Origin of the sequence: Terrabacter aerolatus (genome assembly GCF_007991735.1) — a bacterium.
Classification (GTDB): domain Bacteria; phylum Actinomycetota; class Actinomycetes; order Actinomycetales; family Dermatophilaceae; genus Terrabacter; species Terrabacter aerolatus.
In genome coordinates this window covers 1-24,663 of the sequence record NZ_BJYX01000028.1, presented here as the reverse complement: position 1 = coordinate 24,663, position 24,663 = coordinate 1, and the positions used below count along the sequence as shown (strand labels likewise).

23 protein-coding genes and 1 riboswitch are annotated in these 24,663 nt (G+C 72.8%); of the genes, 5 read left to right on the top strand and 18 right to left on the bottom strand.

Annotated features, from left to right (window positions below; all coding sequences use genetic code 11):
* Positions 1 to 70: 70 nt before the first annotated feature.
* From TAE01_RS18110 to TAE01_RS18080, 7 genes are all read right to left on the bottom strand, one after another.
* Positions 71 to 700: an SH3 domain-containing protein gene (locus TAE01_RS18110; protein WP_147068216.1), complete on the bottom strand. Its 630-nt coding sequence runs from the start codon at positions 698 to 700 to the stop codon at positions 71 to 73.
* A complete protein-coding gene (locus tag TAE01_RS18105; RefSeq protein ID WP_147068215.1) occupies positions 697 to 2,439 on the bottom strand; it encodes a lamin tail domain-containing protein in 1,743 nt (580 codons plus the stop codon). Before TAE01_RS18105 ends, TAE01_RS18110 begins: the two co-directional genes overlap by 4 nt.
* A gap of 219 nt (positions 2,440 to 2,658) precedes the next feature.
* A complete protein-coding gene (hisI, locus tag TAE01_RS18100) occupies positions 2,659 to 3,057 on the bottom strand; it encodes a phosphoribosyl-AMP cyclohydrolase (protein WP_246111443.1) in 399 nt (132 codons plus the stop codon).
* Positions 3,058 to 3,158: 101 nt separating this feature from the next.
* Entirely contained in the window at positions 3,159 to 4,970 is a 1,812-nt protein-coding gene (locus TAE01_RS18095) for an ABC transporter ATP-binding protein (protein ID WP_147068214.1), read from the bottom strand.
* Entirely contained in the window at positions 4,967 to 6,793 is a 1,827-nt protein-coding gene (locus TAE01_RS18090; RefSeq protein ID WP_147068213.1) for an ABC transporter ATP-binding protein, read from the bottom strand. The genes TAE01_RS18095 and TAE01_RS18090 overlap by 4 nt, the downstream gene beginning before the upstream one ends.
* Positions 6,794 to 6,854: 61 nt before the next feature.
* Positions 6,855 to 7,886 (bottom strand): GNAT family N-acetyltransferase, encoded by a 1,032-nt coding sequence (locus TAE01_RS18085; RefSeq protein ID WP_147068212.1) that lies wholly within the window; start codon positions 7,884 to 7,886, stop codon positions 6,855 to 6,857.
* Between the two features lie 23 nt (positions 7,887 to 7,909).
* Positions 7,910 to 8,887, bottom strand: coding sequence for an IS481 family transposase (locus TAE01_RS18080; protein WP_147068211.1), 978 nt, complete (start codon positions 8,885 to 8,887; stop codon positions 7,910 to 7,912).
* Positions 8,888 to 9,055: 168 nt separating this feature from the next.
* Between TAE01_RS18080 and TAE01_RS18075 the strand changes: the two genes are divergently transcribed.
* Positions 9,056 to 9,697 carry a TIGR03085 family metal-binding protein gene (locus tag TAE01_RS18075; RefSeq protein ID WP_147068210.1) on the top strand — a complete coding sequence of 214 codons (642 nt, stop codon included), beginning with the start codon at positions 9,056 to 9,058 and terminating at the stop codon, positions 9,695 to 9,697.
* A 15-nt stretch (positions 9,698 to 9,712) separates the two neighbouring features.
* Here the strand turns inward: TAE01_RS18075 and hisF are convergent, their stop codons facing one another.
* Positions 9,713 to 10,486 (bottom strand): imidazole glycerol phosphate synthase subunit HisF, encoded by a 774-nt coding sequence (gene hisF / locus TAE01_RS18070; RefSeq protein WP_147068209.1) that lies wholly within the window; start codon positions 10,484 to 10,486, stop codon positions 9,713 to 9,715.
* 54 nt (positions 10,487 to 10,540) lie between these two features.
* Here hisF and TAE01_RS18065 point away from each other — a divergent pair, with 54 nt between their 5' ends.
* The 4 genes from TAE01_RS18065 to TAE01_RS18050 all read left to right on the top strand — a co-directional run bounded on the left by TAE01_RS18065 (position 10,541) and on the right by TAE01_RS18050 (position 16,936).
* A complete protein-coding gene (locus TAE01_RS18065) occupies positions 10,541 to 11,128 on the top strand; it encodes a nucleoside/nucleotide kinase family protein (RefSeq protein ID WP_147068208.1) in 588 nt (195 codons plus the stop codon).
* A 2-nt stretch (positions 11,129 to 11,130) separates the two neighbouring features.
* On the top strand, positions 11,131 to 12,327 hold the full coding sequence (locus TAE01_RS18060; protein ID WP_246111442.1) for an MFS transporter: 1,197 nt from the start codon (positions 11,131 to 11,133) through the stop codon (positions 12,325 to 12,327).
* Positions 12,328 to 12,459: 132 nt separating this feature from the next.
* Positions 12,460 to 16,353 carry an IPT/TIG domain-containing protein gene (locus tag TAE01_RS18055; RefSeq protein WP_147068207.1) on the top strand — a complete coding sequence of 1,298 codons (3,894 nt, stop codon included), beginning with the start codon at positions 12,460 to 12,462 and terminating at the stop codon, positions 16,351 to 16,353.
* Between the two features lie 97 nt (positions 16,354 to 16,450).
* Entirely contained in the window at positions 16,451 to 16,936 is a 486-nt protein-coding gene (locus tag TAE01_RS18050; protein WP_147068206.1) for a group II truncated hemoglobin, read from the top strand.
* On the opposite strand, the gene TAE01_RS18045 is transcribed toward TAE01_RS18050, so the two are convergent.
* From TAE01_RS18045 to TAE01_RS18000, 10 genes are all read right to left on the bottom strand, one after another.
* The gene (locus TAE01_RS18045) at positions 16,924 to 17,475 is read right to left on the bottom strand and encodes a flavin reductase family protein (protein WP_147068205.1); all 552 of its coding nucleotides are present in this window, start codon (positions 17,473 to 17,475) and stop codon (positions 16,924 to 16,926) included. The genes TAE01_RS18050 and TAE01_RS18045 overlap by 13 nt on opposite strands.
* Entirely contained in the window at positions 17,472 to 17,978 is a 507-nt protein-coding gene (locus tag TAE01_RS18040) for a PH domain-containing protein (protein ID WP_147068204.1), read from the bottom strand. The genes TAE01_RS18045 and TAE01_RS18040 overlap by 4 nt, the downstream gene beginning before the upstream one ends.
* Positions 17,979 to 17,995: 17 nt before the next feature.
* Positions 17,996 to 18,841 carry an ATP phosphoribosyltransferase gene (hisG, locus tag TAE01_RS18035; protein WP_147068203.1) on the bottom strand — a complete coding sequence of 282 codons (846 nt, stop codon included), beginning with the start codon at positions 18,839 to 18,841 and terminating at the stop codon, positions 17,996 to 17,998.
* Positions 18,842 to 18,855: 14 nt separating this feature from the next.
* Positions 18,856 to 19,119 (bottom strand): phosphoribosyl-ATP diphosphatase, encoded by a 264-nt coding sequence (locus tag TAE01_RS18030; RefSeq protein WP_147068202.1) that lies wholly within the window; start codon positions 19,117 to 19,119, stop codon positions 18,856 to 18,858.
* A gap of 44 nt (positions 19,120 to 19,163) precedes the next feature.
* On the bottom strand, positions 19,164 to 19,634 hold the full coding sequence (ribH, locus tag TAE01_RS18025) for a 6,7-dimethyl-8-ribityllumazine synthase (protein WP_147068201.1): 471 nt from the start codon (positions 19,632 to 19,634) through the stop codon (positions 19,164 to 19,166).
* Entirely contained in the window at positions 19,631 to 20,875 is a 1,245-nt protein-coding gene (gene ribB / locus TAE01_RS18020) for a 3,4-dihydroxy-2-butanone-4-phosphate synthase (RefSeq protein WP_147068200.1), read from the bottom strand. The genes ribH and ribB overlap by 4 nt, the downstream gene beginning before the upstream one ends.
* Entirely contained in the window at positions 20,872 to 21,477 is a 606-nt protein-coding gene (locus tag TAE01_RS18015) for a riboflavin synthase (RefSeq protein WP_147068199.1), read from the bottom strand. The genes ribB and TAE01_RS18015 overlap by 4 nt, the downstream gene beginning before the upstream one ends.
* Before the next feature lie 10 nt (positions 21,478 to 21,487).
* Entirely contained in the window at positions 21,488 to 22,552 is a 1,065-nt protein-coding gene (gene ribD / locus TAE01_RS18010) for a bifunctional diaminohydroxyphosphoribosylaminopyrimidine deaminase/5-amino-6-(5-phosphoribosylamino)uracil reductase RibD (protein ID WP_147068198.1), read from the bottom strand.
* Positions 22,553 to 22,582: 30 nt separating this feature from the next.
* On the bottom strand, positions 22,583 to 23,341 hold the full coding sequence (gene pnuC, locus TAE01_RS18005) for a nicotinamide riboside transporter PnuC (protein WP_147068197.1): 759 nt from the start codon (positions 23,339 to 23,341) through the stop codon (positions 22,583 to 22,585).
* Positions 23,342 to 23,457: 116 nt separating this feature from the next.
* Positions 23,458 to 23,586, bottom strand: a riboswitch (FMN riboswitch).
* A gap of 124 nt (positions 23,587 to 23,710) precedes the next feature.
* A complete protein-coding gene (locus tag TAE01_RS18000) occupies positions 23,711 to 24,541 on the bottom strand; it encodes an RDD family protein (protein ID WP_246111441.1) in 831 nt (276 codons plus the stop codon).
* Positions 24,542 to 24,663 lie beyond the last annotated feature (122 nt).

Here is a 24,663-nt window from a genome sequence, read left to right as displayed (position 1 = left end):
TCCTGCACCTCACCCACCGGACGCCGCCGGGACGGTGTCCCGACGGCGTCCGGTGGGTCGACGAGGGTCGTCAGTGGTGGTGTCCACCCGTGTGGGTGGCGGATGCCGTGCTCGAGCCGCAGCCTTCGGTGGGGGCGAGCTCGTGCACGGCGGCACGGGGGGCCCACCCCGTGGTCTCCCCGCCGACGACCTGCACCCGGACCTGCCGCGCCTTGACGTCCAGGACGACGGCCTGCTGTCCGGCCGGGAGGGAGTGGCCGTCCAGCGCCGACCGGCAACCGGGCGGGGCACCGACCAGGTGGATCTCCCTCCGAAGGTAGAAGTCGTCCACCCACCCCTGCACGGGCGGGCCCTCCAGGGTCCTGACCTGCAGCCACGTGCCCTGGATCGCCACCACGCGCGCCAGCGTGCCGTCCGGGACGTCCCCGGTCACGGTCGCGCTGCCGGCCTCGGGGTGCACGGCGACGACGGCCGAGGCCAGCTCGCCGTGGTCGTCCCGCCCGCTGACGAGCACGACCGGCCCCGGTGCCGGTGGCCGGACGACGGCGACCGGTCGCGGCGGGGCGGGGGTGCCTGCCGCGTCGCTGCCTGGGGCGGGAACGGCGCCCACGCCGCCGGACGCCGAGGCGGTCGTCACGGCGAGGCCGCCGCCCACCACGAGCAGCACCCCGGCGAGGCCCGTGGCCAGTCGGCGCCTCATGGGCACGTGGCGGGGTTGGCGGTGCCCTTGGTGACGTTCGCCGAGATCGTGGAGCACCAGGCCCCGCCGTCGGACGTCCGGTGGAAGACCTTGTCGTACTGCGTCGACCCGAGCGAGTAGGTGTACGAGTCGTACACGGTCTCGACGCCACCGGCGATCTTGAGGAACCGCACCGACTCCGAGCCGGTGTTGTTGAGGTAGCCCGTACCGACGTCCATCACCCACCGACCACCCGCGGGGATCGTGGTCCCGGCAGGGACCGCCTTGGGTGCGCCGCCACCACCGGCGACGTCGTCGACGTAGTAGCCGCCGATGTCGACGGGGCTCGTCGTGGGGTTGTAGAGCTCGACCCATTCCGTCCCCGTGCCCGAGGGGGCCATGAGGAACTCGTTGACCTCGACCTTGGAGGGGTCGCCGGTCGAGCCGCCGCCGCTGCCGGCGGTTCTCGTGGCGTACGTCTTCGTCCCGCCGTCGTAGTCGACGGTGAAGCCTGCACCGGCCCCGGTCGTCGCGAGGTGGACCGTGCCGTTGTGGTTGAAGGTGCCCGTGTAGTCGATGGGTGCGCCGCTCGGGTCGGTCGTGTCGCACGGGTCGTTGGCCAGGAAGATGTCGGCCCCGACGGCGCGGAAGGCGTTGAGCGTGCGGTTGCCCGGGTGGCCGAAGGAGTTGGCCCCGCAGGAGATGAACCCGACCTGCGGCCTCGTGGCGTTGAGGTAGGCGTCGGACGAGGAGTGGCCCGAGCCGTGGTGGTTGGCCCGGAGGGCGTTGAGGGCGCCCATCTTCGTGCTGAGCAGGGCCTCGATGTTGTTGTACGTGTAGCTGTTGGCACTCGTCGCGTACTCGCCGTCGCTGTCGCCGGCCGTGCCGTAGACGAAGGGGCCGAAGGTGGTGCGCAGCCCGATGGAGTAGTCGTTCTCGCTGGGCGGGAGCGCGTCGGCGCTGTGGTCACCACTGACCGGCGTGACCCCGTCGGCCTCCTTGACGTCCTTGCCGTTGGCCTCCACGACCGCCGACGTGACCCCGGTGCCGAGGTCCAGCGTGGGCCAGGCCGCCGTGTTGGTCACCCGCAGCACCTTGCCGTCGATGTCGGCCCGGTCGGCCTGGCCGCTCGGACCGTAGAGCCAGCAGATCCACCGCTTGGACGTCTGGGAGGTCGTGCCGACGTTGTGCCAGGCGGTCTCGGTGCTGGGGGCGGCCGTCGTGCCCACGTCGCAGTCCTTGTCGCCGTTGCTGTCGGTCCAGATGCCGCCGTCGTGGTCGAGGACCTGTCCGACGGTGAAGCCCAGCCCTCCGACCGCGGGTGGGGTCAGCAGCTGGTAGAGGCCGTTGCCGTATGCCGTCGGCGCGTCGTTGGGATTGCCGGGGTAGCCGATGTGGTCGAGGTGGTGGTGGGAGGCCATGACGTAGTCGAGGTGGACAGGTCCCGAGGCGACACCGCAGATGCTGCGGATCTGGGCGGCCACGGACGTGGCCTCGGTGCTCGATCCCGTCGAGTTCCAGGCGGTCTCGCCGAGGTCGATGAGCAGCGTCTTGCCGGTCGGGCCGACGACGAGCTGGGAGTCGCCCTGCTCGACGTCGAACCAGTAGACGTTGAGCTCGCCCTGGCGCCACGTGCCGGACGTCGAGCAGTGCGGCGCGTCGGCCACGGCGGCGACCGCGGGGGTGGGGGTGATGAGGGTGGCGGGCGCCGCGAGGGCGGCGCCGATGAGCAGTAGCGCGGCAAGACGGGGTCGGTGCACGAGCGGTCCTCCGGGGTGCGTCATCCATCGCGCGGGGATCCGCGCGGGGAGGAACGTAGCGCCGGTGACGTGTCCGACAGGGAATAGGAAATGTCCGATTTGGGTGGGTTCAGGTAAAGGTCGGGTGCCGGTGTCCCGGCGGGACGCCGACCGCGGTTGTGCCTTCCTCCAATTCCGCATTCCCGTCCGTCGTGCCCCGCCGTCGTCGGGCCCGGGCGCTCAGTCCGCGGAGACGGGCTCGCCGACCGTGGCGGGCAGCACGCGGGCGTCGAAGCAGGTGCGGTCCCCCGTGTGGCAGGCGGCCCCGACCTGGTCGACGCTCACGAGCAGGGCGTCGCCGTCGCAGTCGAGACGCACGGCCTTGACCCACTGCGCGTGCCCGCTCGTGTCGCCCTTGCGCCAGTACTCCTGGCGGCTGCGCGACCAGAACGTGACCCGCCCCTCGGTCAGGGTGCGGCGCAGCGCCTCGTCGTCCATCCACCCGACCATGAGGACGTCACCGCTGTCGTGCTGCTGCACGACGGCCGCGACGAGGCCCTGGTCGTCGCGCTTGAGCAGCGCGGCGATCTGCGGGTCGAGGGTCGTCGGGTCGGGCACCTGGTCGTTGGCGTCGGTCACCCGGACATTCTGCCGGGCGGCGACCCGGGATCACACCGGCCCGGCTCGGCCGCCGCGGCCGCCGGCCGCCGGGGCCGGGGCCGGGGCGACCGAGTCGGACGTCAGACGGCCTGCTGCTGGGCGACCCACGACTCGTGCAGCTTCGAGTAGACGCCGCCGAGACGGACGAGCTCGGAGTGGTGGCCTCGCTCGACGATGCGGCCCGCGTCGACGACGATCACCTCGTCGGCCGCCTGCGCCGTGGACAGCCGGTGCGCGATGGCGATGGACGTGCGGCCCCGGGTGAGCGAGTCGAGCGCCCGCTGCAGGCGCACCTCGGTGCTGGGGTCGACGGCCGAGGTGGCCTCGTCGAGGACGAGCAGGTCGGGGTCGGCCAGGTAGGCGCGGGCCAGGGCGACGAGCTGCCGCTCCCCCGCGGAGAGCGACTCGCCGCGCTGGCCGACGTCGGTGCCGAGCCCGAGCGGCAGCGTGGCGACCCACGCGTCGAGGCCCAGCTCGGTGAGGGTGAGACGGACGTCGTCATCGCTCGCCTCGGGCCGTCCGAAGCGGATGTTGTCGAGCAGCGTGCCGTCGAAGAGGAAGCCCTCCTGCGGCACGAGCACGACGCGCGAGCGGAGCGAGGAGAACCGGATGGTGCGCAGGTCGACGCCGTCGAGCAGCACCTGCCCGCTGCTCGAGTCCATGAGCCTGGTGAGCAGCTTCGCCAGGGTCGACTTGCCGGACCCGGTCTCGCCGACGATGGCCACGCGGCTGCGGGGCGCGATCGTCAGGTCGATGTCGTGGAGCACCGGCGCGCCTCCGGGATAGGCGAACCCGACCCCGTCGAACTGCACGGTGATCGGGCCACGCGGCAGCGTCACACCGGACTCGCCCGGGTCGGACACGTCGGCCGGGGTGTCGATGATGCCGATGACGCGACGCCAGCCGGCGACGGCGTTCTGCATCTCGTTGAGGATCTCCGTGGCCTGCTGCACCGGCTGCGTGAAGAGGTTGACGAGGAAGAGGAACGCGAGCAGCTCGCCGAGGGTCAGGCTCCCGCGGGCGGCGAGGATCGTGCCGACGACGAGGACCACCGCGGTGGTGAGCCCCGAGACGAGCTGGCCCGACGTGAAGGCGACGACCGAGCGCGCCTGGGCCCCGTTGGCCGCCTTGCGATGGGCCTCCACGGCGGCGTCGATGCGCTCGGCCGTGCGGTCCTCGACCCCGTAGGCCCGGATCGCCTGGGCCCCGACGACGGCCTCGGAGATGGCGCCCAGCATGTCGCCGACGCGCTCGCGCACCTGCGTGTAGGCGCGACCGACGATGCCCTGGAACTTGCGGATGATGACGAAGAGCGGCACGAAGCAGAGCCACACGACGAGCGCGAGCAGCGGGCTGTAGACGACCATGAGCACCGTCGCGAGCGAGATCTGCGCGATGTTGATGAGCAGCATGAGCCCGCCGAACTGCACGAACATCGAGATCGTGTCGACGTCGGAGGTCACGCGCGAGACCAGCGACCCACGACGCTCGGTGTTCTGCGTCAGCATGGCGAGGTCGTGGATGTGGCGGAAAGCCTTGAGACGCAGGGTCGCCAGGCCGTTCTCCGACGAGCGGAAGAGCCGGATGTTGACGAAGTAGGCCGAGAACGCCGTGACGACGACGCCGACGAGGGCGATCCCGATGTAGCGGGCCACGACCGCCGTGTCGGGACCGCCTGCGGCAAGGATCCCGTCGTCGGTGATCCGCTGCACGACGAACGGCACGAGCACCCGCCCGAGCGTCGAGAGCACGGCGAGGAGCACCGTGACCCAGATGCCCTTGCGCAGCTCGGGTGAGAGCTCGACACCACGACGCAGCGTCTGCCACGTCGTCATCTCCCTGCCCGTCGCGACACCGTGGTGCTCGACGAGGACCTGGGACCGCATGCTCATCGGGAGACCTCCTCGTCGGCGGCGATCGCCTCTCGCTCGGCGGCTTCGCGGGCGTATGCCGTGACGAGCCGTTCGTAGCCCACGCACCGGCCGAGGAGCTGCTCGTGGGAGCCGTGGTCCACGACGTGGCCGGCCTCCATGTAGACGACCTCGTCGGCGAGCAGGATCGTGGCCATGCGGTAGGCGACGACGAGGACCGTGGTCCCCGAGCTCGCCTCGCGCAGCCGCGCGAGGATGGCCTGCTCGACGCTCGGGTCGACGGCCGAGGTGGCGTCGTCGAGGATGAGCAGCTGCGGCTGGCGGATCACCGCGCGGGCCAGGGCGATCCGTTGCCGTTGCCCACCGGAGAGGCTGGCTCCGCGTTCGCCGACGTGGGTGTCGAGGCCGTCAGGCAGCTTCTCGACGAAGGTCGTGGCCTGCGCCACGTGCAGCGCCTGCCAGACGCTGTCGTCGTCGTGCGCGGCACCGAGCGTGATGTTGCCCCGGACGCTGTCGTCGAACATGAACGTCTGCTGCGCGACGAGGGCCGCCACCTCGCTGATGCCGCCGCGGCGCACCTCGCGCAGGTCGATGCCGTCGACGAGGACGGCACCGCTGTCGGGGTCCACGAGACGCATGACGAGGTTGGTCAGGGTCGACTTGCCGCTGCCGGTGGGTCCGACGAGCGCGACCGTGGCACCGGGGGCGACGTCGAGGCTGACGTCGACGACCGCGGGGTTGCGGTCGGCCTCACCGGCCTCGGACTGGATCCCGTAGGCGTACGCGAGGCGCTCGGTCTGCAGGTGGCTGGCCCGGCCCGACGGCAGGGCGCGCTCGCCGTAGGTCATGCTGCCCGTCGCGTCGAGCACGGCCGACACGCGGCTCCAGCCCACGACGGCGCGTGGCAGCTCGGCGAGGACCCAGCCGAGGGCGCGGACCGGGAAGGCGAGGATGGAGAAGAGGTAGGCGATCTGGACGACCTCGGCAGCGGTGAGCAGCCCGCTGCTCACGCGCAGGGTCCCGACGAAGAGGACCGCCAGCGTCCCGACCGTCGGGATGGCCTCGATGGCGGGGTCGAACCGTCCGCGGGTGCGGCCGACCTCGATGTTGGCGTCGCGCAGCTCGTGCGTGACCGCACGGAAGCGGTCGGCCTCGTGGTCCTCACGGCCGAGCGACTTGACGATGAGGGCGGCTTCGAAGCTCTCGTGCGCGACCTCGGAGACGTCGGCGCGCAGCTGCTGGGCGCGCGTGACGCGCGGGGACATGGCGCGCTGGAAGGCGACGTTGGCGAGGAAGAGCATCGGGAAGACCGTGAGGCCGACGAGCGCGAGCCAGGGGTCGACGACGACCATCTGGATGATGCCGAAGACGAGCATGACGACGACGCCGAGAGCCATCGGCAGCGGCGCGAAGATGTTCCACGTCGCCTCGACGTCGGCGTTGGCGTTGGAGAGCAGCTGGCCGGACGGGTGGCGGTGGTGCCAGCTGAGCGGCAGGCGGAGGTACTGCCGGGTGACCCGCCGGCGGTACATCGCAACGAGGTTGTACATCGCGACGCCACCGGCGACGCGGCGTCCGATGACCCCGACGATGGTCGTCAGGACGACGGCGGCCATGACGCCGCCGATGAACCACAGCTGAGCCGCGGTGACGTGACGGGCCGCGATCGCCGGGGCGACCGCCTGCTTGACGACGTAGCCGATGGCCGCGGCGGTCAGGCTCGTCATGACGCCGTAGACGACGCTGCCGAGCACGGCGAGGGCGAACCAACGGGGTTGGCCCTTGATGCCCCGGCCGATGACGGCGAGACCCTCCCGAAGGGTCGAGGTGGGCGGGACGTTCACGGTGTGCTGCTCCCCTGGTGGTCTGCGTGCTGGCGTGCTCTCCGGACGACCCCCCAGCCTCTCACGGCTCGCCGACACCGTCGGCAGCAGCACCACTGGCCCAGAACCACTCGGCACGGGCGTCCGCTCCGGGCTCCTCGACCCGCCGGAAGCCGAGGCGCGCCAGGACCCGGTGGCTCGCGAGGTTGTCGGGCTCGGTGTGGGCCACGACGCGGAGCCCGGACGCCTCGAGCGAGCGCACCATCGCCGACAGCACGTCGGTCATGAGGCCGCCGCCCCGAGCGGCCGGCACGAGGCCGTAACCGACCTCGACGACGCCGTCCTGAGGCGGCCCGAAGCAGCCGATCGACCCGACGGCGAGCCCGTCGGAGCGGCGGACGACGTGTCGCGGCGACCAGGCGTCCGGCGCGGAGGTCATCATCCCGATCGCGTCGAGGTCGTCCTCGCGGGGGTAGCCCTCGGCCCAGCCGGGTCGGGACTCCCCGGCCCTCATCGCCGCGGCCTCCTCCGCCGTGATGGGGACGAGCCGGGCCTCGCGGCCCTCGACGGGTCCCGGGCCGATCGGCTCCGCCGGTGCGCCGGTCCGGATCCAGTGGCGCAGCACCCCGTCCCGCTCGTCCTCGAGCACGCCGCCGCACGACGTGATCGTCCTCGCGGACGCGGTGTTGTCCACGTCGCACGTGACGAGGACGGGATCGATGCCGCGAGCCGCCGCAAGGCGCAGCGCCTGGCCGAGCGCCGCGCGGGCGACCCCCTGGCGGCGCGCACCCGGCGCGACGGCATACCCGATGTGACCGCCCTCGGCGAGGAGGGACGGGGTGAGGGCGTGACGCACCGCGACCGTGCCGACGACACGGCCGTCGCGGACGATCCACCGGTTCGAGGACGGCACCCGCCCGACGGGGAGGGCCTCGTCGGACCGCTCCATCCGGCCGAGCCAGTCGACCCACTCCTCGAAGGCCGCCGGGTCCCGCAGGACGTCGCGGTCGCTCGGTCGGTAGCCGGAACCGTGGATGGTCGCGCCGGCGAAGTCGTCGACCATCTCCCACCACGAGCCGGACAGGTCGACGGTGGGGCGCACGAGCTCGATCACGCCCTGACCCTAGGTGTATCCGGTCAGGACGTTGGTGACAGCCGGCTGGCTGGCGGGTGCCCGTCGAGTGCGGTGTGGCGTCGTCGAGTGTTGTAGTGCTCAAGCCAGGGTGCAAGGGCTGTGGTGCGTTCGTTGTTGCTGGTGAACACCTGCCGGTAGGCCCACTCGCTGGCCAGGGTGCGGTTGAACCGTTCGACCTTCCCGTTCTGCCAAGGGCAGTGGGGCTTGATGAACTTCTGCCGGCCGCCGGTCGCGGCCACGACCTCACGGAAGGCTCGTCCGTGGCGGTAGGCGAACGCGTTGTCGGTCATGACCCGCTCGATGCGGGTGATGCCGTGCTCGGCGAAGTAGGCGATGGCTCGGGTCAGGAACGCGGCGCAGGTCGTGGCGGTCTCGTCCGGGTGGATCTCGCTGTAGGCGAGGCGGCTGTGATCATCGACCATCGAGTGGACGAAGTCGTAGCCGATCCGGGGTCGTTTGCGTTTCGCGGCCTGGGTCGCGGCGCGGCCGCGGGCCTTCCACCCGCCGCCGTCCGGGATCCGTCCGATCTTCTTGACGTCGACGTGGACCAGCTCCCCGGGACGGTCGCGTTCGTAGCGGACCGCGGTGGCCTTGCTCGAGCGGATCACCTCGCCGGTGAGCGGGTCACAGTCGCGCAGGTAGGGCGTCCGGTGTCGGCGCAGGACCCGCCCCGCGGTCCGCGGCGCCAGGCCGAGCTCGGGCCCGAGCCAGTCCTGCCCGCGGCGATGCCTGACCCGGGCCGCGATGAGCGCGGCCTCGACCGAGGCCGGCGTGCGGGCGGGGCTGGTGTGCGGCCGTGAGGACCGGTCGGCCAGCCCGGCCTCGCCCTCGGCGTCGAACCGGGCCACCCACCGGTGCGCGCACTGCCGGGAGATGCCCATCGCCTTCGCGGCGTGCGCGACCGGCCACCCTTGGCGGCGGACCCGGTCCACGAGCAGTCGGCGGCCATGGATGTTCAGACGGGCGTTAGCGTGGGACACGAGAACCTCCGGGCGGTGCGGGACGTAGACACTCCTCACCTCACCCGGAGGTTCTCCTCGTCGTCAACGCCTACGTGTCACCAACGTCCTGACCGAGTACACCTAGGCAGCGCAGGGCCGTCAGGGCCACTGGATTCGGACGGTCGCCCGTGCTGAGAGGATGGGGCCATGACCCGCCACGCCCAGTCCGAACGCCTCCAGCTCTGCGACGAGCTCGACCGGCTCGGGCCCGACCAGCCGACCCTGTGCGAGGGCTGGGACACCCGCGACCTCGCGGCTCACCTCGTCATCCGCGAGGGGCGCCCCGACCTCGCCGTCGGGGCCGTCCTGCCCTTCCTCGCCGGCCGACTCGAGCGCGAGCGGCGGCGCATGGCGCTCGGCGACTACGCCGCGCTCGTCGCGCGGGTGCGGCAGGGCGCCCCCGCGTGGAACCCCATGTCGCACCCCAGGGTCGACGAGCTGACCAACCTCGTCGAGTACTTCGTGCACCTCGAGGACGTGCGTCGGGCGCAGCTGCACTGGGAGCCGCGCGACCTCGCCCCGGCGCTGCAGGGCAAGCTCTGGTCGGCGCTCAAGCGCTCGTCGCGGCTGATGTTCCGCAAGTCCGCCACCGGTATCGTGCTCATCGGCGAGGGCCAGGGCCGGCACGCCGCCAAGCTGCCGGACGAGCACGGCGCGGTCGTGCTCCGTGGCACCCCGGCCGAGCTCGTGCTCTATGCCTACGGCCGCAAGGACGTCGCACGGGTCGAGCTCGAGGGCGACGCCGACGACATCGCGGCGCTGCAGCAGGCCGAGCTCGGGATCAGCTGAGCCGGCCCGGAGGGCTCAGCGGACCGTGACGCCTGCCGCGCGCAGGGCGTCCTTGACCTGTCCGACCGTGAGCTCGCGGAAGTGGAAGACGCTCGCCGCGAGCACCGCGTCGGCGCCCGCCTCGACGGCCGGGGCGAAGTGCTCGACCCGACCCGCTCCCCCGCTCGCGATGACCGGGACCGACACGGCGGCCCGCACCCGGCGGATGAGCTCGAGGTCGAACCCGTCCTTCGTGCCGTCGGCGTCCATCGAGTTGAGGAGGATCTCGCCGGCGCCGAGCTCGGCGGCGCGGGCGCACCACTCGATCGCATCGAGGTCGACCGGGGTGCGACCGCCGTGCGTCGTCATGACGAAGTCGTCGGTCGGCCGCCCGTCGTCGCCGAGGCGGCGGCGGACGTCGGCCGACAGGACGAGCACCTGCGCCCCGAAGCGACTCGCGATCTCGGCGATGAGCTCCGGCCGGGCGATCGCCGCGGTGTTGACGCCGACCTTGTCGGCCCCTGCGCGCAGCAGACGGTCGACGTCGTCGACGGTGCGCACCCCGCCACCGACCGTGAGCGGGATGAAGACCTGCTCGGCGGTGCGGCGCACGACGTCGTAGGTGGTCTCCCGGTCGCCGCTGCTCGCCGTCACGTCGAGGAAGGTCAGCTCGTCGACGCCCTGCGCGTCGTAGAGCTCGGCGAGCTCGACGGGGTCACCGGCGTCGCGGAGGTTCTCGAAGTTGACGCCCTTGACGACCCGGCCCGCGTCGACGTCCAGGCAGGCGATGACTCTCGTGGCGACCGGCATACGACAAATCTAGGGCAGGCCGCACGAGGGCCCCGGGTGGGTAGTGTCGCGCCCATGTGGGACGAGGTGACGCGGGCGCCGCGCGAGGAGCACGTCCGCGCCGTCGTGTCGCTCGCCCTGTCGGCGGTGCCCCGGTGCGGCGACGTCGTCGTCGTGGCCCTCGACGGCCCGAGCGGTGCCGGCAAGACGACGCTCGCGAGCGGCGTGCAGCTCGCCCTGTCCGCGACGGCTGCGACCGCTGTCGTGCACATGGACCACCTCTACCCGGGCTGGGACGGCCTGGCCGAGGCGCCGGGCCTGCTCACGACGGAGGTGCTCGAGCCGCTCGCGCGGGGAGATCGCGCGGCCTACCGCGTCTGGAGCTGGGTGCGGGAGGAGTGGGCCGGCACGCGCGAGGTGCCGGCCTGCCGCTTCCTCGTCGTGGAGGGGTGCGGTTCCAGCGTGCAGCCGGCCGGGGCGTATGCCGCGGTGTCCGTGTTCGTCGACGCGGACGTCGCGCTGCGGATGCGCCGCGGCATCGAGCGCGACGGGGAGGCCTACCGGCCGCAGTGGCTGCGGTGGGCCGACCAGGAGGCGACCCTCTTCACGGCCGATGCCACGAGGGAGCGCGCGGACCTCGTGCTCGACACATCTAGTCTCTGACGGTGCGCACCCGTTCCCGAGCGATCCGTCCCCTCCCGGCCGTGTGGGTCATGGCCGTCGCCCTCGTGGCCGTCGCCGCCAACCTGCGGATCGCCATCACGAGCATCCCTCCGTTGCTCGACACGATCTCCGGTGACCTCGGCCTGAGCCACGCTGCGGCCGGCGCCCTGACGACGCTGCCGGTGCTCTGCATGGGCGTCTTCGCGCCGGTCGCCAGCCGCATCGCCCACCGAACCGGGGCTGCGGGCGCGGTACTCGGGGCGGTCCTCGCCATCCTCGCCGGCACCGCCAGCCGCTTCGCGGGCGACCACGTCGTGGTGCTCTACGCGGGAACGTTCCTCTGCGGGGTCGGCATCGCCGTCGCCGGCACGCTCCTGCCCCGGCTCGTCAAGACCTACTTCCCTCCCGAGCGCGTCGGACTCGTCACGGGTCTCTACATGCTCGCCATGATGGGCGGCGCGGCCGCCAGCTCGGCGATCGCCGTCCCGCTCGCCGACCGGCTCGGCAGCTGGCAGGCGTCCCTCGGCTCCTGGTCGGTCGTCGCGCTCGTCGGCGCCCTGGCCTGGGCGCCGTTCACCGTGCGAGCCAACCCGCACCACACCCCCGACGAGGAGGGCCCCGGCCGGCTCCCCTGGCGCCACCCCACTGCATGGCTCGTCGCCGCCTACCTCGCGCTGCAGTCCTGGTGCTTCTACTCCGCCGTCACGTGGCTGGCGCCGACGTACGTCGAGCACGGCTGGTCCCGGGCGTCGGCCGGCTACCTCGCCGCGGCGTTCAGCGGCGCGCAGATCGTCTCCGGGCTCCTGGGTCCCGTCCTCAGCGACCGCACGAGCGACATGCGCCGGCTCCTGCTGCCGGCAGCGGGGCTCGGGGTCGCCGGGTCGCTCGGCATCTGGCTCGCACCGCTCGCCGCTCCCTGGGTGTGGGCGGTCGTCACCGGGCTCGGGCAGGGCGCGGCCTTCTCCCTGGCGCTCGTCCTGCTCGTGCGCTACGCCCGCACGCCCGAGGCCAGCGGACGGCTCACCGGCATGGCCTTCCTCATCTCCTACGGCATCGCCTCGATCGGCCCCCTCGCGATGGGGCTGCTGCGCGACGTCACCGGTGGCCTGTCGGTCGTCTGGACGGTGCTCGCGGCGATCGGCGTCGCCCAGGGGCTCGTCGTCCTGCGCCTCCGGCCCGACCTGCGACGCGTGGACTGACGGAGCCGCCCCGCCCACATCTGGGGCTGGTGGGGCGCTTGTTGTCCCCCAATTAGGTCCAAACCGCATACAACGGACGAAATGCCTGTGCAGAATGCTCGCCGGACGTGCTGACTGCAAGGAGACCGACGTATGTTGCCTGGGCCCCACCCGCGAACACACCGAGACGGTCCCGCCGACTCCTCCTCGCTGCGGCGCATCGTGTCGCTGCTCGTGGCGCTCGGCCTGCTCGCCGGGGTGCCCGGACTGGCCGGAGCGATGCCTGCGACGGCCGCGCCGGTCGCAGCGGCCTCGGCCCCCACGTCCCCGACATCCCCGACCGCCGCGACTCCCGTCGCCGTCTCCACGGCCGTCAGCCTCTCGGTCGTGGCCGGTCCCGTCCGTGGAGGCACGACCGTCGAGCTCTCGGGCGCCGGCGTGGGCGCCACGACCGCGGTCTGGTTCGGCACCGTCCGCGTCACCGCCGTCACGCACGTGTCGAGCACCGTGGTCCGGGTGGTCACCCCGGCCCACCCCGCCGGCGCCGTCGACGTCCGCGTCACCACCCCGTCGGGCCCCTCGGCCGTGTCGCCGGGCGCGACGTTCTCCTTCGACGCCGTCCCCACGGTCTCGGACCTGTCCACGCACAGCGGGACGACGCGTGGCGGCAGGACCGTCGTCGTCAGCGGCACGAACCTGCAGCGGGTCAGCGCGGTGCGCTTCGGCACCACGCTCGCGACCGGTCTGACCCGCGTCTCCGACACGCAGGTCCGCGTCACTGCTCCGGCGCGGGCCGCGGGGACCGTCGACGTGACGGTCACGACCCCGGGCGGCACCTCGGCCGTCATCGCGGCCGACCGGTTCACGTATGCCGCGGTGCCCGTGCCGTCAGTGCCCTCGGCACCGACCGTGACGGCCCTCTCGGTGACGGCCGGACCGGTGCGTGGCGGCACCGTGGTCCTCGTGACCGGTACCGGCTTCCGGGGATCCGCCATCGTCACCGTCGGCGGGACGGCCCTGCGTCCCACCGTGCTGTCGAGCACCCAGCTGCGGATCACGACGCCGGCCAGGGCGGCCGGGCCGGCTCCGGTCCAGGTGCGCACGACGTCCGGCACGTCGCGCACGTCGGCCGCGAGCACGTACTCCTACGAGGCCGTCCCGACCGTCACCGGCGCCACGCCCCCCGCGGGGCCCACGGCCGGCGGCTCCACGGTCACGCTGACCGGCACCGCCCTCGGCACCGCGACGGCCGTGCAGTTCGGCGCCGCGAGCACCACGAACGTCGTCCGCGTCTCACCGACGACGCTGCGAGTCACGACTCCCGCCGCGGCGATGGGCACCGTCGACGTACGCGTCACGACGCCGGGTGGCACCTCGGCAGCCACCTCGGTCGCGCGATTCACCTACCAGGCCCCGCCGGCCGTGACCGCGCTGTCGACCGTGGCCGGGCCCGTCCGCGGCGGCACCGCCGTGTCGATCACGGGACTCCACCTGACCGGCGCGACCCGGGTGACCTTCGGGGGCGCACCGGCGACCTTCACCGTGGTCTCGCCCACGACGATCACGGCCACGACGCCGGCCCACGCGGCCGGCATCGTCGGTGTCGTCGTCACGACCCCCTGGGGCACCTCGCCGCAGAGCGCCGTGACGACGTTCGCCTTCGACCCCGTGCCGACCCTCACCGCCCTCTCCCCCCAGATCGGGCCGCCGGCCGGCGGCACCGTCGTCACCCTGACCGGCACCGGCCTGACCCGCGCCACGGCCGTGCGCTTCGGCGCCGCGGCCGCGACGAACCTCGTGCGCGTCTCCGACACGAGCCTGCGCGTCACCACCCCCGCCCACGTCCCCGAGCAGGTCGACGTCGTGGTCACGACGCCGGGTGGCACGTCGACGCCAGGGGCCCGCACGCGCTTCGCCTACGGCTTCCCGCCCTCACTCACCTCTCTCTCCGCGACGGCCGGTCCCCTCCAGGGCGGCACCGTCGTGACGATCACCGGTACGCACCTCGCAGCGACCACCGCCGTGACCTTCGGCTCCGTGCCGGGCACCGGACTCGTCCGGGTCTCCGACACGACGCTGCGCGTGACCTCCCCGGCACAGGCCGAGGGCGCCGTGCCGGTGCGGGTCGTCAACGTCAACGGGACGAGCCCCGACAGCGACCGCAGCGTCTTCACGTACGTCGGTGTCCCCGCCGTCACGGCCCTGTCGGTCCCCGCCGGCCCGCTCGGTGGCGGCGTCACCGTGGTCGTCACGGGCACCCGGCTCGGCCTCGCCACGGGCGTGGACTTCGGGGGTTCGCCAGGCACGTCCGTCGTCCGCGTCTCCGACACCCAGCTCCAGGTCACCGCCCCGGCCCGGCCCGTCGGCACGGTGAACCTCCGGGTCACCACGCCCGGAGGGGTCTCCCCCGTCGTCGAGGCGGGCCAGTTCACCTACCAGGCCGTCCCGACCGTCTCCTCGGTCTCCCCCGCCCTGGCCCCCACCAAGGGGGGCGATGCCATCACCCTGACCGGGACGGCATACGACCGGGTCTCGTCGGTGACCTTCGGTGGCGTGGCCGCGACGGGCGTGACCCGGCTCTCCGCGACCCAGCTGCGCGTCACTCTCCCGCCCCACGCCGAGGGGGACGTCGACGTGCGCGTCGTCACTCCCGGTGGCACCTCCCCCGTCGTGACGGGCAGCCGGTTCACCTACCAGAACCCGCCCGTCGTCACCTCGGTGTCACCCGCGTCGGGCCCGTTGGCCGGCGGCACGGTGGTCACCCTGCGCGGCACCTCCTTCACCGACGTGAGCGCCGTGCAGATCGGCAACGTCGCGGCGACGTCCTGGAAGCGGATCTCGGCGACCTCGCTGACCGCCGTCGTCCCCGGCCGGCTCTCGACCGGGACGGCCGCGGTCCGTGTCACGACCCGGGCCGGGACCGTCGTGCGGGCCGACGGCTTCACGTACTCCGCCGGGGCCACCCTCGGGTCCGGCCAGGTGCTCTCGTCCACCACCGCGCTCCGGTCCCCGTCCGGGGCGTACGTCGCCACGATGCAGGCCGACGGCAACCTCGTCGTCGCGACCTCAGGGGGCTCCCGCCGCTGGTCGAGCGCGACCCCCGGCGCCGGCAACCGCCTGGGCATGCGGACCGACGGCAACGCCGTCCTGACCCGCCCCGACGGTAGCGTCGCCTGGTCCAGCGGCACGAACGGCTGGACCGGAGGGGTGCTCACCCTCACCGACTCCGGGCTGCTGCAGGTGCGCCAGGGCACCACCACGGTCTGGGACCACCGGGGCATCCGCTACGACCGGATGCTCGCCGGGCAGGTCCTGCGACCGGGTGAGTCGATCGTCTCGGCGAGCTCGGCGTGGAGCCTGCTCATGCGCACCGACGGCAACCTCGTGCTCAACTCGGCCGGCGGCGTGCGCCAGTGGTCGGCCTTCACGAGCGGTGCCGGCAACGTGGCGACGATGCAGACCGACGGCAACTTCGTCGTGCGCAACAGCCGCGGCGTGACCCAGTGGGCGACCCAGACGAGCGGCGCCGGCTCCTTCGTGCGCGTGCTGGGCACGGCGAACGTCGCCGTCTTCCAGGGATCGTCGATGACGTGGGCCATCACCGGCGGACCCGCACCGGCCGGCTGGACGTGCTACTCCCGGGCGACCCAGAACTGCATCGAGCGCTTCGGCTACTACGGCCAGCGCGCCTGGGGCTACCCCGTCGACGCCTGGGGCAACAACTGCACGAACTTCTCCGCCTACCGGCTCGCGCGGGACGGCGTGAGCAACCCGGGCAACCTCGGCAACGCCATGGACTGGGACACGAGCGCCCGCGCCAAGGGTTTCGCCGTCGACCAACGGCCCCGCGTCGGCGACATCGCGCAGTGGAACTCCAACCACGTCGCCTACGTCGACTGGGTCAGCGCCGACGGCAACACGGTCGCGATCTCCGAGAGCGGCTACGGCGGCACCGTCCTCGGGGCGACGTACACCTCGATGAGCGGTCGGCGCATCCTGACCCGAGGCACCTACTCCTGGCCGTCGAACTTCATCCACTTCCGCTGAGGCCTGCGCCGGACCAGGTTCGACGGGGCCGACCCGGGACGTCGCGGGTCGGCCCCGGGGTCTTGTCCGCGACGGCCGCCGGTGGGAGCCTGCGACGGTGGCATCGACCATCTACGACGCCGTCGGCGGCCTGCCCGCCCTCGTGCGACTCGCCCACGCCTGGCACGAGCGGAGCCTGTCGGACCCCGTCGTGGCGCACGCGTTCTCGCACGGCTACCACCCGGACCACACCCGGCGCCTGGCGGCGTACTGGGCCGAGGCGTTGGGCGGCCCGGCGCTCTACACCGCGTCGGTGACGACCGAGTCGCACGTCGTGCGCCTGCACTCGGGCAACGGCGAGCACCGCGAGATGGACGAGCGGGCCGTCGCGTGCTTCGAGTCGGCCCTGGACGACGTGGGCCTCGACGCCGAGCCCGACCTGCGCGAGGCGCTCGTGCGCTACTTCACCTGGGCGACGGCCTACATGGCCACCTACCACGGGTCTGCCGACGAGGTGCCCGACGGGCTCACGGTGCCGAAGTGGTCGTGGGACGGTCTCGTCGGCGGCACCGACTCGCGCCCCGGCCGCCCTCAGCCCCAGTAGTCGTCCATCGCCTCGGGCGAGTCCCCCACGGTCTCGTCCGAAGCCGACGACGTGCGGCGCTCGGTGACGGTCAGCCGGCCGCGGTAGAAGAGCATCGGTCGTCCGGACTCGCCGTCCTCGAGGTCGAGCACCCGGCCCACGACGACGTCGTGGTCGCCTGCGACGTGCACCTGCTCGACCGAGCAGTGCACGCGCACGAGGACGCCGGGCAGGCTGGGACCACCGCGCTCCGACGGGGTCCAGTCGAGGCCGTCGAAGCGGGCCCCGTCGGCCGACCCGAACCGGGCGATGAGGTCGCGCTGGTCGTGACCGAGCACGTTGACGGTGAAGCGACCCTGCCCCCGCATGCGTGGCCAGGACCTGCCGCGATGGTCGGCGCAGAAGAGCACGAGCGGCGGGTGCAGCGAGACCGACGCGAAGGACTGGCAGGCGAAGCCCACCGGCGTCCCGTCGTCGGCGAGGCCTGTCACGATCGTCACGCCGGTCGCGAAGTGACCCAGCGCGTGCCGCATCCGGTCGGGCGTCGGCTCCACGGTCATGCGGGTCCCTGCGGCCGGTCGGGCTCGCGGGCCTCGCCGAAGGCCTGGACGAGGGCAGCGAGGCGTGAGGCCTCCCGGCCCGACACCGCGCCGTCGGCCTTCTGGATGGCCATGACCGCGACGGAGTCGCCGTCCTCGAGGTCGAGCGTGACCCACGGCTCACCACCACCGAACTGGATGCCGACGACCTCGGGCCAGACGAGGGTGCGGGTCAGCACGAGGTTGCGCACGACGAGGCCGGAACGGCTGGGGACGGCGACGATCGAGGCGTAGCGCCAGGCGATGAGGGCGACGGCGACACCGATGCCGAAGAACATCAGCCGGTCGCCGAGCCCCCAACGGCCGTCGACCTGGGTCGGCATGACGACCGCGATGAGGCCGAAGACGACGAGTGAGGCCCACACGACACCGAGCGCCACCGTGCGGCCACGCCGGGGGCGGAACGGCGCGAAGGCGTCCGAGCCCGGATCGGTCCGGGCGTGCGCACCGGGCTCCGGCGTCATGCCATCCCCCTGGCCCGTCACAGCCGGCAGGCTGCGATGTCGGTGACGAGGATGGCCCGCGCCCCGAGGTCGTAGAGCTCGTCCATGAGCCGGTTGCGGCCCAGACGCGGCACCATCGCCCGCACGGCCACCCACGCGTCGTCCTGCAGCGAGGAGACCGTCGGGGACTCGAGTCCCGGCGTCAGCTCGCAGGCCCGGTCGACGAGGTCCTTGGGGCAGTCGTAGTCGAGCATGACGTAGGTGCGCGCCGTGATGACCCCCGCGATGCGGCGCTGGAGCACCTCGATGGCCTGGTCCTCGCCGGGACGGTCGCCCCGGATGAGCACGGCCTCGGACCGCAGGATCGGCTCACCGAAGACCTCGAGGCCCTGTTGGCGCAGGGTGGTACCCGTCTCGACGACGTCGGCGATGCAGTCGGCCACGCCCAGCGTGATCGCGGTCTCGACGGCGCCGTCGAGGCGCACGACCTCGGCCGTCAGGCCACGGGCCGCGAGGTCCGAGCGGACGAGGCCGGCATACGAGGTCGCGACGCGCTTGCCCTCGATGTCCTCGACGGTGGCGACCTGACCCGGCTTGCCGGCATACCGGAAGGTCGAGGCGCCGAAACCGAGCTGCATGACCTCGACGGCCCCGGAGCCCGAGTCGAGGAGGAGGTCGCGACCGGTGACCCCCGCGTCGACCGTGCCGGAGCCGACGTAGACGGCGATGTCACGCGGACGCAGGTAGAAGAACTCGACGTCGTTCTCGGCGTCCGAGACGACGAGCTCCTTGCTGTCACGTCGCGTGCGGTAGCCCGCCTCGCGCAGCAGGTCGACGGTCGCGTCGGACAGGGAGCCCTTGTTGGGCACGGCGATTCGCAGCATGGCGGTCGAGGTCCTCAGAGGTGGGAGTAGACGTCGTCGAGCGAGATGCCCTTGGCGAGCATGAGGACCTGCAGATGGTAGAGGAGCTGGCTGATCTCCTCGGCGGCCTCGTCGGTCGACTGGTACTCGGCGGCCATCCAGACCTCGGCCGCCTCCTCGACGATCTTCTTGCCGATCGCGTGGACGCCGGCGTCGAGCTGCGCGACGGTGCCCGAACCCTCGGGTCGCGTCTGCGCCTTCTCGGCCAGCTCGGCATACAGCTGCTCAAAGCTCTTCACGGTGCCCCAGCCTACGGGCCGGGCGGCACCTGTCCTGACGGTGCTCACGACGTGGCGAGGCCGCGCAGGGCGACGACGGTCGCGACGGCGGCCGTCGCGGCCTCGTGGCCCTTGTCCTCCGCCGAACCCGGCAGTCCCGCACGGTCGATCGCCTGGGCCTCGTCGTCGCACGTCAGGACTCCGAAGCCGACCGGCGTGGCCGCGCGGACGGAGACCTCGGTGATGCCGACCGCCGCCGCCTGGCAGACGTAGTCGAAGTGCGGGGTGCCGCCCCGGATGACGACGCCGAGGGCGACGAGCGCGTCGTAGCGGCTCGCGAGGCTGGCGCACGCGACCGGCAGCTCGAACGTGCCGGGCACCCGGACGACGTCGACCTCGGTCACGCCTGCGTCGGCGAGCCCGCGCCGCGCGCCGTCGAGCAGTCCCTCCATGACCTGCTCGTGCCAGCTCGCGGCGACGACCGCGACCCGCAGGCCGCTCCCGTCGGTGGTGAGGGTGGGGGCGCCGTGCTTCATGCCGTCTCCTTGCCGCTGCGCCGGTCGCTCGTGACCGGGATGTCGTGACCGAGGCGCTCGCGCTTGGTCGTGAGGTACTGCTCGTTGTCCTCGCCGACCGGTCCGTGCAGCCGCTCGACCGCGACGACGTCGAGACCGAGGTGACGCAGGGCCGAGACCTTGTCGGGGTTGTTCGTCAGGAGCACGACCTGGCTCGCGCCGAGGTCGTGCAGGATCGCGGCCCCGGCGGCGTACTCGCGCGCGTCGACGGGCAGCCCGAGGGCGGTCTGGGCATCGACGGTGTCCGCGCCGCGGTCCTGCTGGGAGTAGGCGCGCAACTTGTCGACGAGGCCGACGCCACGGCCCTCGTGGCCGCCGAGGTAGACGACGACACCACCGTCGCGGCCGACGCGGGCGAGTGACGCCTGCAGCTGGGGCCCGCAGTCGCAGCGCAGCGATCCGAACGCGTCGCCGGTCAGGCACTCGGAGTGCAGCCGGGTCAGGACCGGACCGGTCCCGCCCCGCCCCTGCAGGCCGCGCGGGCTGACGAGGGCGACGTGCTCGTCGCCGGTCAGGGTGTCGCGGTAGGCGTGGGCGGTGAACGTGCCGTGGACCGTCGGGATGCGGGTCGTCGCGAGACGCTCGACCCGGTCGAGGCGCTGGCGGTGGTCGACGAGCTGCTCGATGGTGATGACCGGAAGGCCGAACTCGCGCCCGAGCGCGACGACCGCGTCGAAGCGCATCATCGTCCCGTCGTCGTGGACGAGCTCACCGATGACGCCGACGGGTGACAGGCCGGCCAGGCGGGTCAGGTCGACGGCGGCCTCGGTGTGACCGGGGCGGGTCAGCACCCCTCCGGCGCGGGCACGCAGCGGCAGGACGTGCCCGGGGCGGATGAGGTCGGCCGGCGTGGAGTCGACGTCGGCGAGCACCTGGACGGTGCGCAGGCGGTCAGCGGCACTGATGCCGGTCGTGACTCCCGTGGCCGCGTCGACCGACACGGTGTATGCCGTGCGCAGCGGGTCGCGGTTCTCGGCGACCATGAGCGGCAGCGCGAGCCGGTCGGCGACCTCGTCGGGCATCGGCGCGCAGAGGTAGCCGGACGAGTGGCGGACCGTCCACGCCATCCAGTCCTCGGTGGCGGTCTCGGCGGCGAGGACGAGGTCGCCCTCGTTCTCACGCTGCTCGTCGTCGAGGACGAGCACGGGGCGACCGGCCTGGAGTGCCTCCAGGGCGGCCTCCACGGTCGAGAGGGTGGTCATGACGTGACCTCCTGCCGGTGGGTGAGCAGACGCTCCACGTACTTGGCGATGACGTCGACCTCGAGGTTGACGACATCGCCGACTCCCTTGTGCCCCAAGGTCGTCAGGTCGAGGGTGGTGGGGATCAGCGAGACGCCGAACGCGTCGTCGCCGACGTGGGCAACGGTGAGGGAGACACCGTCGACGGTGATCGAGCCCTTCTCGACGACGTATGCCGCGAGGCCGGCCGGGAGCGTGAAGTCGACCGTCTCCCAATGGTCCCCGGGCGTACGAGCCGTGATGGTGGCGGTTCCGTCGACGTGACCTTGGACGACGTGTCCGCCGAACCGCCCGTCGGCCGGCATCGCGCGTTCGAGGTTGACGCGGTCGCCGGGCGCGAGCGCGCCCAGGCTGCTCCGGGCGAGCGTCTCGGCCATGACGTCGACGGTGAAGCCCGAGGCGTCGTGCTCGGTGACGGTGAGGCAGACGCCGTTGACGGAGATCGAGGCGCCGTGCGTGGCATCGCTGACGACGAGGGGCCCCTCGATGCGCAGCACGGCCGACTCGGCCCCGAGCTCGACGCGCGCGACCGTGCCCAGCTCCTCGACGATTCCGGTGAACATGTCTGTCTCCTCAGGGTTGTGCGGGTGCGTGGAGGTCGGTGGTCGTGACGTCGGCGTCGTGCCGGACGGTCGCCGCCGTCGCGACGGGTCCGGCCGCCGCGACCGCATGGATGCGCACGTCTCCCCCGACGACGGCCACGTCGACGAGCTCAAGACGGCGGACGTCCGAGATGGACCGGATGCCCAGGTCGGCGACCGCCGCCCGGCCCGCACCGAGCAGCGCGGGTGCGACATAGGCGTAGACGTCGTCGACGAGCCCGGCGCGCAGAAAGGCCCCGGCGAGCGTCGGTCCGCCTTCGAGCCACACGTCGCGAACGCCCTTGCGCCACAACAGCTCCAGGGCCTCTCGAGGCTCGCGTGTCTCGAGGTGCACGACGGCGCCGGGCGCGTCGTGGAGACGAGCCGCCGACGGGACCTCGCGCAACCCCATCACGGCGCGGAGGGGCTGGTCCGGCGCGAGCGCGCCGTCCGGCATACGCACCGTCAGGCGGGGGTCGTCGTCGAGGACGGTGCCGGTGCCGACGAGGACGGCGTCACGGGTGGCCCGAAGCAGGTGGACGTCGGCGCGAGCGGCCTCGCCGGTGATCCACTGGCTGCTGCCGTCGGCGGCGGCGCTCCGACCGTCGAGGGTGGTCGCGAGCTTCCACGTCACCAGGGGGCGGCCGAGGTCGACGGTCCGCGCCCAACGTTCGTTGAGCGCCGCAGCCTCGTCGGCCAGCACGCCCCCGGTGACGTGCACCCCCGCGGCATGCAACCGCTCGGCCCCACCCGCGGCGTCCGGGTTGGGGTCGGACTGCGCGAACACCACGCGGGCGACACCCGCGTCGGCCAAGGCGTCCGCGCACGGCCCGGTGCGGCCCGTGTGCGAGCAGGGCTCGAGCGTGACGTAGGCGGTCGCCCCACGTGCGGCGTCACCCGCCTCACGCAACGCCTCGACCTCCGCGTGCGGCGTCCCGGCGCCATGGTGGAAGCCCTCCCCGACGACGGTGCCGTCGGGCGCGACGACGACGCACCCGACCCGCGGGTTCGGGTCGGGCCACGGGCCGGCTGCGGCGAGCTGGAGAGCTCGTCGCATCCAGGCGGGGGCTGCCGTGGCACCCACGGGTCAGCTCGACGTGCCGGTGAGCTGGGGCTCGACGTCGGGCACGCTCGCCCGCGAGATCTTGACCCACTGGGTGAAGCCGTAGAGGACGAAGAGGCCGTAGAACGTGTAGAGCACCCCCGTCGGGACGTAGTCGGTCGCGAAGGCGAACGGCACGCCGACGAGGTCGACGGCGATCCAAGCGAGCCAGAACTCGTTCCAGCCGCGCGCCATGGCGTAGGTCGCGACGATGGAGCCGACGAAGATCCACGCGTCGCACCAGTAGAACCACCACTGCGGCGTGAAGTACGGGTTCGGCGAGAGGTTCCACAGCCACACGAAGACCTGGTGGACGACGACCGTGCCGACCAGCCAGAAGACGACGACGGCGACGCGCTCACGGCTCGTGGCCCACCGCGGCGTGATCGCGACACCGCTCGAGTCGCCCGCATGGTTGAGCCGGCGCACCTGCGACCAGCGCCACCAGCCGTACACGCTCGTGACGATGAAGAAGACCTGGCGGCCGGCCTGCCCGAAGAGCGGGATGCGCTCGTCGGCACCGAAGACGGCGCCGAGGTAGACGAAGAACAGCATGATGTTGGCGAGGATCCCCACGGGCCACGCCCAGACCCAGCGGCGCATGCCGAGGTAGGCGGAGGCGAGCCCGATGAGGACACCGATGAGCTCGAGCCAGTGCAGCTGGTAGGAGCCGATGGGGATCGTGGCGTCGATGGCCTGCTGGAAGACGTTCTTCGTCTGGTCGGCCAGAGCTAGAGCCTGCATGTGGTGTTCGTCCTTGGTCGTTCGTCGTTGCGCGGACGAACTCCGGGGTGTCTCCACACGCCCACGTGGTCAGGGCCGGGCGGACGACGCCGACGGCCCAGGCCACGACGGCCTGTTTCGTGCTGCCTCCCATCCGGACTTTCACCGTCGGTCCCGGAGTTTCACCAGGTCAACCGGCCGCTGGATGCGGTCGGGTCGCGGACTGTCACCGCCGGCTCGGAATTACACCGACCCCGGAGCACGTACGGCCAGTATGCACCCGGGGCACACCCGCTGGCACACTCCGACCGCGTGACGGCCACCACGGGCCGACCGCGTGACCACAGCCCGACCTCGCGACGGACGGGTGGGTCCCGGCAGCCCTCCGGCCTAGCCCTCCCGGGGCAGGACCGCCTCGCGCACCCGCTGGTCGCGGGCGATGCGGAGGAGGTCGCGCCGGTACCTCTCGGCGGCGACCGCTCGCAGGACGGTCTCCGGGTGGTGTCCCGGTGGCGGCAGCGGAGCCACCGACACGAGCACCCGTTCGAGCAGCTGACGGCCGTGTGCCTCACGGGCCACGGGCGCGAAGGTGGCCGCACGCGGGATGAACTGGCGCAGCGCGGCCGAGAGGTCCGGGGCGAGCGGCGCGATGTCGGCACGGGCCGCCCACTCCTCCAGCTCGACCGGCATCTCAGGCGGCGGTGCCAGCTTGAGACGACTGCGCTCGGAGACGACGTACGTCCCGGCCGCCTGGTCGCCGAGGCGCTTGACGCGTGAGCTCGAGAGCGCCGCGATGACGGCCACCATCCCGGAGGACAGGTAGATCTCGGGCCACCCGACCAGTGCCCGGGTCAGCGTGTGCCGTGACGACACCGGTCCCCCGTCGTCACGCACGACCCGCAGGCCCATGACGAGCTTGCCGAGGGTACGACCGCGCGTCAGGGCCTCGAGGGTGGCCGGCACCCCGACGAGCACCCCGACGACGACGACGATGAGCGCCGTGCGCCTCACGGCATCCGACGACTGCTCGGTGAGGCTCGCTGCCAGCTCGACGAGGCCCCAGGTGGTGAGCCCGTAGACGACGAGGTCGACCGACCCCGAGACGAGGCGGGATCCGAGGTTGGCGACCGGGAGCTCGAGGGCCACACCCTCACCCGTCACCGACTCCTGCGCCGCGTACCCGCGGTAGGGGGCGGGGGTGCTGCGCGCGTTCGCCGTCACAGGTGGCAGGCTAACCGCTCCGCGACGTCCGACGTGGCCTCGACGTGGCCTCGACGTGGCCTCGACGTGGCCTCGACGTGGCCTCGACGTGGCCTCGACGTGGCCTCGACGTGGCCTCGACG

Coding starts and splice junctions, on each gene's coding strand:
- TAE01_RS18055 (WP_147068207.1), top strand. CDS start 12,460: ATGTTGCCTGGGCCCCACCCGCGAACACACCGAGACGGTCCCGCCGAC.
- hisF (WP_147068209.1), bottom strand. CDS start 10,486: ATGCCGGTCGCCACGAGAGTCATCGCCTGCCTGGACGTCGACGCGGGC.
- TAE01_RS18095 (WP_147068214.1), bottom strand. CDS start 4,970: ATGAGCATGCGGTCCCAGGTCCTCGTCGAGCACCACGGTGTCGCGACG.
- hisG (WP_147068203.1), bottom strand. CDS start 18,841: ATGCTGCGAATCGCCGTGCCCAACAAGGGCTCCCTGTCCGACGCGACC.
- ribD (WP_147068198.1), bottom strand. CDS start 22,552: ATGCGACGAGCTCTCCAGCTCGCCGCAGCCGGCCCGTGGCCCGACCCG.
- pnuC (WP_147068197.1), bottom strand. CDS start 23,341: ATGCAGGCTCTAGCTCTGGCCGACCAGACGAAGAACGTCTTCCAGCAG.
- TAE01_RS18015 (WP_147068199.1), bottom strand. CDS start 21,477: ATGTTCACCGGAATCGTCGAGGAGCTGGGCACGGTCGCGCGCGTCGAG.
- TAE01_RS18065 (WP_147068208.1), top strand. CDS start 10,541: ATGTGGGACGAGGTGACGCGGGCGCCGCGCGAGGAGCACGTCCGCGCC.
- TAE01_RS18075 (WP_147068210.1), top strand. CDS start 9,056: ATGACCCGCCACGCCCAGTCCGAACGCCTCCAGCTCTGCGACGAGCTC.
- ribB (WP_147068200.1), bottom strand. CDS start 20,875: ATGACCACCCTCTCGACCGTGGAGGCCGCCCTGGAGGCACTCCAGGCC.
- TAE01_RS18045 (WP_147068205.1), bottom strand. CDS start 17,475: ATGACCGTGGAGCCGACGCCCGACCGGATGCGGCACGCGCTGGGTCAC.
- TAE01_RS18040 (WP_147068204.1), bottom strand. CDS start 17,978: ATGACGCCGGAGCCCGGTGCGCACGCCCGGACCGATCCGGGCTCGGAC.
- ribH (WP_147068201.1), bottom strand. CDS start 19,634: ATGAAGCACGGCGCCCCCACCCTCACCACCGACGGGAGCGGCCTGCGG.
- TAE01_RS18110 (WP_147068216.1), bottom strand. CDS start 700: ATGAGGCGCCGACTGGCCACGGGCCTCGCCGGGGTGCTGCTCGTGGTG.